This is a genomic window from Johannesbaptistia floridana (assembly GCF_057440575.1).
In genome coordinates this window covers 1-7,007 of the sequence record NZ_JALKVM010000347.1, presented here as the reverse complement: position 1 = coordinate 7,007, position 7,007 = coordinate 1, and the positions used below count along the sequence as shown (strand labels likewise).

The 7,007-nt window shown below is 38.1% G+C and carries 3 protein-coding genes; 1 reads left to right on the top strand and 2 read right to left on the bottom strand.

From position 1 onward, the window contains the following. Positions 1-374: 374 nt before the first annotated feature. Complete coding sequence (locus MW688_RS19205; protein WP_486737625.1) at positions 375-5,825, top strand: translocation/assembly module TamB domain-containing protein; 5,451 nt, start codon at positions 375-377, stop codon at positions 5,823-5,825. Between the two features lie 12 nt (positions 5,826-5,837). On the opposite strand, the gene aroQ is transcribed toward MW688_RS19205, so the two are convergent. Both aroQ and MW688_RS19195 read right to left on the bottom strand, forming a co-directional pair. Beyond that, positions 5,838-6,308 carry a type II 3-dehydroquinate dehydratase gene (gene aroQ, locus MW688_RS19200; RefSeq protein ID WP_486737624.1) on the bottom strand — a complete coding sequence of 157 codons (471 nt, stop codon included), beginning with the start codon at positions 6,306-6,308 and terminating at the stop codon, positions 5,838-5,840. An 82-nt stretch (positions 6,309-6,390) separates the two neighbouring features. Then, positions 6,391-6,531 carry a hypothetical protein gene (locus MW688_RS19195; protein WP_486737623.1) on the bottom strand — a complete coding sequence of 47 codons (141 nt, stop codon included), beginning with the start codon at positions 6,529-6,531 and terminating at the stop codon, positions 6,391-6,393. Positions 6,532-7,007 lie beyond the last annotated feature (476 nt).

The window sequence follows — 7,007 nt, the reverse complement described above, 5'->3', positions numbered from 1 at the left end:
TGAGCAAGTTTTAGCAGTAATGAGTAAATATTTTTCAACTGTATTTAGCCCTTTAGTAGGTGTACAACCCTTTGATGGAGAAATAACTCGTTTAAAAGCATAGCTTGTGAAAAAAAGGCTCTTCGGGGAAAGTGGGCTTGAATGTAGCAATGCTACATTTAAGCCCACAATTTAATGGCGATCTACAAAGAAACTGTTCTCCTGTCAAAGTACAAGCTTGTAATCGATAATTACGATGGCTATCAGCGTACTTCTTAGATGTTTTGGACTAAAGTCCAACTACGAACCTCGCTCATAAGACTAGTCAATTAGTTAAAATATTCATAGCTAAATATAAATGTAGATAAAAAAACATTCAATTGCTATAAACTCTGATGAATGAGCCACCACAGCCTAATCCTTCCGATTCAAATGAGCGCCCTAACCTGGGGAATCGTCTTTGGCGGTTTATTAAACGTCCTTCTACAGTAGTTATTGCTGGCAGTATCTTAGCTATGGGAATAGTAGGATATACAGGAGGACGTATTTGGTTGAAGAGAAATCTCCCATCTATATTGGAAACTCAAATAAGTAATTTTATTCAACGTCCTGTAGAAGTAGGAGAAATAGAAAATCTTTCTCTAAATCGAGTCACAGTTGATTCAGTAGTTATTCCAGAAACAGCTACAGACTTAGATAGAATCAGCATAAATCAAATAGATATAAGATATAATATATTTCCTGTTATTATTGGACGTCCCCTCAAAGCAGCAGTTAAGGTAGTAGATTTACAAGCATACCTAGAAGAAGAAGCACCAGGTAAATGGATTGAATTAGAACTACCAGAAAAAGACCCAAATGCAGAACCAAGGGATTTACCCATTGGATTAGATGTTAGCTTAGATTTAGAAAATACAGATATAACCCTGCAACCACTAGCGGCAGAATCTCCCATAGAAATAGCTATTGATGGAGAAGGCCGATATCAAAACAACGATATTCACCAATTAAACTATTTATTCGATACAGAAATACTCCAAAGTCAACTTAATTTAACTGGAGAAACTGACTTCAATACTGGTGCTAGTGAAGTAAAATTAGAAAGCGATCCGATCAAACTTGCTCCTCTACTTACTCTAATTCCTAACAATCCAATAGAATTAAATACCGGAACATTTGAAGCTGATTTAAACGCTCAAATTGCTCCTCTAGAACAGATTGAGCAAACTGAAGGTCAAGGAAGAATTAGCCTTGACAACCTGCAAGGACAATTCAAAAATACTCAAGCCCCAATCACCGCTGATGCCCTAATTATCTGGGAAGCACAGAGTTTGATTGTACAACAGGCAGTAGTTGCCCTCGGCGAACTCCAAGGACAACTCCAAGGAGAAATTGATTGGGAACAAGGCTATCAACTAGTATTAAATGTAGATAACATAGACCTAGCTCGACTCCCTCTTAATTTCGGTGTACAATTACCTGTACCTCTTGCTGGTCAACTGTTTTCAGAAATTACTGTAACTGGAGAAATAAAAGATCCTCAAATTCGAGGCTACCTCAACAGTAACACTCCCATAGAAATTGATAAACTTGAACTTTCGAGTCTCAGTAGTAACTTTCAAGCCAATCTCAGTCAAATCCAATTAGAACAACTTGAAATCATTCCTGAGGCAGGAGGCATAATTGAAATTGATGCTGTAGTAGACACTCAAAACAGTACTGATTGGCAAAAAATGCCTGTGCAAGGTAACCTAACCACTGACCTTCCCATCCCTGAACTAATTGCTCCCTACTATTCCTTGAATGAGAAATTCGTACCGAAGCAGTTAAGTAGCTTAGGTATTATTCAAGGAACCCTTGGCAACCCCGAAGGAAAAGTTCAATGGGAATTAGAACGGGGAGAAAGTGAAATTGCAGGAACTGGGGAAATCTTACTAAAAGATAATATAGTTAATGTCTATAATACTAATTTAAACTTGGGAAGTGGTAATCTTAGTCTTGAGGCAATCACTAATATCAACAAGCAAACCTGGTCAGCTCAAGTAAATAGTAACAATATTATTATTAGCGAATTAGTGCCCCCCAATCTACTACCTCAACAAATAGTTCAAGAAATAATTGTTGATCAAGTATCAGCTAATTTTAACGGAAATTATAATTTAGAAGCAATAGATGAATGGGAAGGTGAAGCTGTAGCTGATGTAAACATCAATCAATCAGGGGGAATAAATCTAGTCGCGCAACTGCAACAGGGTTTACTTGATAGTCAAATAGCAATGAATGAACTGTTGCTGCAACCAGAAATAGAAGTAAGAAGAGTACAAGCAGACCTATCAATACCAGTAAATAGCATAATTGAGTGGCGATCGCAACAAGATTTAAGTGAACTGACGGCAGTAATAAATGCCCAAGTAGAACTCCCGGAACAAGGAATCATCGAAACAGACATTGATCTTGCAGACAACCAGTGGCAAAGCCAATTACAAGCCAGCCAAGTACAAATAGTACCTGTAAGTGAAAGCTTAGGTATATCCCTACCAGAAGACCTGAATTTAGAACCCCTTAGCGCTCAGATTCAAGCAAATGGAGACATACGTCCCCTACTTGTTTCTACTCCAAGATTACCAATAAACCTTAATCAAGGACAAATTCAACTAGGGGAAACAAATGTTAACACTAATGGCAACATCGAACTATCCCTAGCAAACCAACAACTAGAAATAGAACAGGTTAACTTGGATATTGATAGCAATCTTAACCTAGACCAAATACCAACAGAGGTTATTTTAACAGCAGTTAACTTACCCAGTTTTGTTAAACCAACCAGTTTAGACTTAAGCGGTCAAGCTATCTTCGATGGACAACTACAAGGAGAAAAACTCCTAAGTCAACCTTTAGAACCGGGAAATTTGAATCTAGTAGGAGAACTAGTACTGAATCAATTTAGCTTCAATCAACGACAATTTGACCCACAATTAAGAGGTCCTGTGATTATAGATGCTGGTTCGATAATTAATATTGACTTACAGGGAGAAGAAGATGTGGTGGCATTTGAGGCTGTACCTTGTGAGTTAGAAAATTGTCTCTTACCCTATTTACCAGAGAGTTACGCCCTACGCCAAGGAGACGGAGATGAGGCCATTATAGTATCAGGAACCAGAGAAGGAACACAACTGGTTAATCGCATTTCTTATTTTCCCATTAGTGTTTTACAATTAGAACCAGGAAAAGATTTTAACTTACCAGGAGTTTTAAGCGGTGCAGTAAGTTCAGATGTGGTAGTAGATTTAAATAACTTGGCTACCAATGGAAATCTACAAATAGATGAACTAGGCTTAGGTTACCTAAAAACAAAAATATTAACAGCAGAATTTGACTATAGCCCAGAAACAGCCATAGCTCAAATAAGTAACAGTAGCTTGCAATTCAAAAACACAGAGTATAATCTCCAAGGGGCGGTAAATTTAGAAACTGAGGAAATTGAAGGGAAATTAGATCTTAATCAAAACGAAATTGCTGATATTTTTGAAACTCTACAATGGTCTAACATCAATGATGTTCTACGCTTAATATCTCCTCCGGTGGAACAACCGGCCACGTCAATTTTAGCAGAGTCAGTGGGTAAACCCCAAGCACCTCTATCAGAACAAATCAATCTTTTGTGGTCAACAGCTCAAAAAGTGGGCAACAATAATCAAACAACAAAGGCAGGCGGCTCACCCCTAGAACTAGACATACGAGGTGAATACGAAGGAGAAGTGATAGTAGACGGAACCCTAAGTCAACCAGAAGTAGACGTTGACTTTTTAGCAGAAGATTGGCAATGGCGCACCAAACCAGAAACATTTGATGTGATAGAGGGTTTAGGATTGATTCAAGAGTCTTCAGAGGTGATTCCTATTGATTTGATTAAATTAGACGCACAATTGCGTTCTGGGGTGGTTAATGTAGAACCTTTGCTAGTGCAAGTATCTGGAACAGAGTTTCAGCTAAATGGTGATTTTTCCCTTGAGGAAGAAAAGGGAGAATTTAATCTGAATAATTTATCTCTAGATTTGATTAATCAGTTTGTCTCCTTGCCTGTAGATGCCACAGGCACAATCAATGTGGCAGGAACAGTAAGCGGTAGTTTGAAAAATCCAGAAGTTTTAGGAACCATAGAAGTAGTCAATACAACATGGAGTGGTAAACCTTTGTTGGAATCTCTACAAGGTGAATTTGCTTATCAAGAACATATAGGAACATTCCAAACTACTTTTCCTGAATCAATAGACGTAGCAGCAAGTGTCCCCTCACCCTTAGGGGAAGAAGCTCAAGGTGTAGCTGAGTTAGATGTGAAAATAACCCGGGAAGTATTTTATCTATTAGAGGTGTTAACTCAAGGACAGTTGATTTGGCAGTCTGGAGAAGGTGAAATAGATTTAACAGCCCGTTTGCCTTTGGATTGGTCAGAGTCTCTAGATACAACGGAGTTAATCCGCGCTTTGAGAGTTAATGGTTTGATTACTCTCGAAAATAGCGTGATTGAAAATCCCCTACTAGACGCTGAATTAGCACTGAATGGAGAGGTGGCTTTAGAACAGCAGCGCATTAGAATTGATAACTTAAGGGGTGAATTAGCTGAAAGTCAACTATTAGTAACTGGTGTTTTTCCCGTAATTACAGCGATTGAATCTGGAGATCGTGAATTTTCTACCCCTCTGAAAATTCAAATTCAAGAAGGAAGAATCGATCTAGAAACTCTCTATCAAGGAGATATAAATGGAGAAGTACTCCTCACAGGCACCGCCTTAGCGCCAGTGATTGGTGGCGAAGTTCTTTTATCTAATGGTAGAGTTCATGTACCTCAAGCTGGAGAAGAAAGTGGTACAGAAGACTCGGCGATCGCCCAACAGTGGCTAGGAACTCCCGAGTCAACCGAACCTGCTATTCCTATTACCCTCCAAAATTTTGTTGTCAACACAGAAAATCTTGATTTAGAACAATTTTCCCTCTATAAATTTAATTTCGGTGGCCAATTAGTTCTCAATGGAGAGTTAACTCAAATACAAGAATTAGACGGTGATGGTCAGATTACTCTCAATAGAGGCGAAATCGTCTTTTTTAACACTAAGTTCTTTTTAGCACCTCGCTACAACAACACCATAACCTTTAGACCCCGACAGGGTGTACTTAATCCTAACTTAGATATTCAAATGCAAACTTCTGTAGCTGAAGCCCCAGACCAAGGACGAGCATCTTCTAGTGCTAATGAGGTGAGAGATGATTTATTTCGTCTTAGAAGTAATAGTGTTATAGTAACTATCTCTGTCGATGGTAATGCTAATCAAATTATCCCCAGTTTAGGTAGAAATCCCGTCACTGCTTGTAACTTACGTTCTTTAGATCAACCAACTATTCCTAATAAGATATATTCACCCCAAGAATTAGAACAACTACAAACTTGTGTTCAGGTTACTGCCCTCGCTGATGCTGATCAATCTAATGGAGATTTATTAAATTCTCCTGCTGTCTCAGTTAGCAGTGAACCTAGTAAACCTAATAGCGAAATTATTGAGTTACTAGCCGGTCAATTATTGGGAGTTGCTGAACAGCTAGAAAATGCTACAGGAATAGAACTACTCCAGCTTGGTGCTGACCAATTCGTAATTGGGCCTCTATTTCGTGATACTCTTTTTGGTTTTGAGCAATTTGTTAATAGAGCAGGACGTAGAATTGGTTTACAGGATTTACGAGCTTATCCTGTGTTAGAAACAGTTTATAGCATCGCTAATGATTCTTCTGTGAGAATATCCTACGATTACTTTTTCAATGAAGGACAAGTAAGATATCAACGTAGTTTTTAACTTGAGTAGTTTTTAACTTGACATATTTTGATTTAAATAATTAACTAAAGCATTGAGCCCTAATATGTAACTTTGAGGCCCAAAACCACTAATTTGCCCAATCGCCACAGGCGCTATATAGGAATGATGACGGAACGATTCTCGCCTATAGATATTGCTTAAATGTACCTCTACCGTAGGTATATTTACTCCCGATATAGCATCTCTAATTCCTATACTAGTATGAGTATAAGCTCCCGGGTTCATCAAAATTCCCTGATGCTTATTCATCGCTTGATGTATCGTATCTATAATTACCCCTTCATGATTAGACTGCAAACAGAATATATCTACTTGCAGCCTTTGAGCTTCCTGCTCTAAGTTATGGTTTATTTGATTTAAACTTAGTGACCCGTAGATACCAGGTTCCCTTAGTCCTAACAAATTTAAATTGGGACCATGTATTACAAGAATGCTAACTTGATTAGAATCTTGATTAGACAAGTGCAGCCCTTATGATAATCTCAGTTTTTATGATTTTAGTTTGGTTTTGGTCTGATTTTACTCTGGTTTTGGTTTGGTTTTACTATCTTTTACGGATATAGGGCTCTTCTACAGGTATAGGAATCATTTCTGATTCTGGGCTAGATTGAGGACCTAAAAGGTTTTCTATTATTTGTTGAGCTATTTCTTTTAGCTTTTCCACAAGTTTTTCTATATGTTTCATTAAACAGATGGCTCCTTTAACAATTGTGCCGAATCTTATTAGCTTCTTATCTCAATTTTAACTAACCTCCTCTAGTTTGAAAAGTCTAGTTTTTTAAAATTTCAATACTGAGGCCACAAATAAGGTAACAATAGGTCTTTGTTAGTTTATTTGTAATCTTATGGTTACAGCTAAAGGTGAGTATTTTATTAAGATAACTTTACAATAACACAGTTTAGTGAAATTTGTCTAGGGCTGCTATTTTGTATAACTATATGCTTATTAAGTTATGCTATAGGATAATATCATGTCCGTTTAATTATAGCAGTAGTTCGTGTTAACAACATTGATCACTAATGATCCCCCCTTCCCCCCCTTACCAAGGGGGGCTTTATAAGGAACTCTAAAACCCTTGTATAGCTCCGGGAGAGGGGGAGAGGGGGAGAGGGGGAGAGGGGGAGAGGGGGAGCTTTCGGAGAGGGGGAGAGGGGGAGAGG

Coding starts and splice junctions, on each gene's coding strand:
- MW688_RS19205 (WP_486737625.1), top strand. CDS start 375: ATGAATGAGCCACCACAGCCTAATCCTTCCGATTCAAATGAGCGCCCT.
- MW688_RS19195 (WP_486737623.1), bottom strand. CDS start 6,531: ATGAAACATATAGAAAAACTTGTGGAAAAGCTAAAAGAAATAGCTCAA.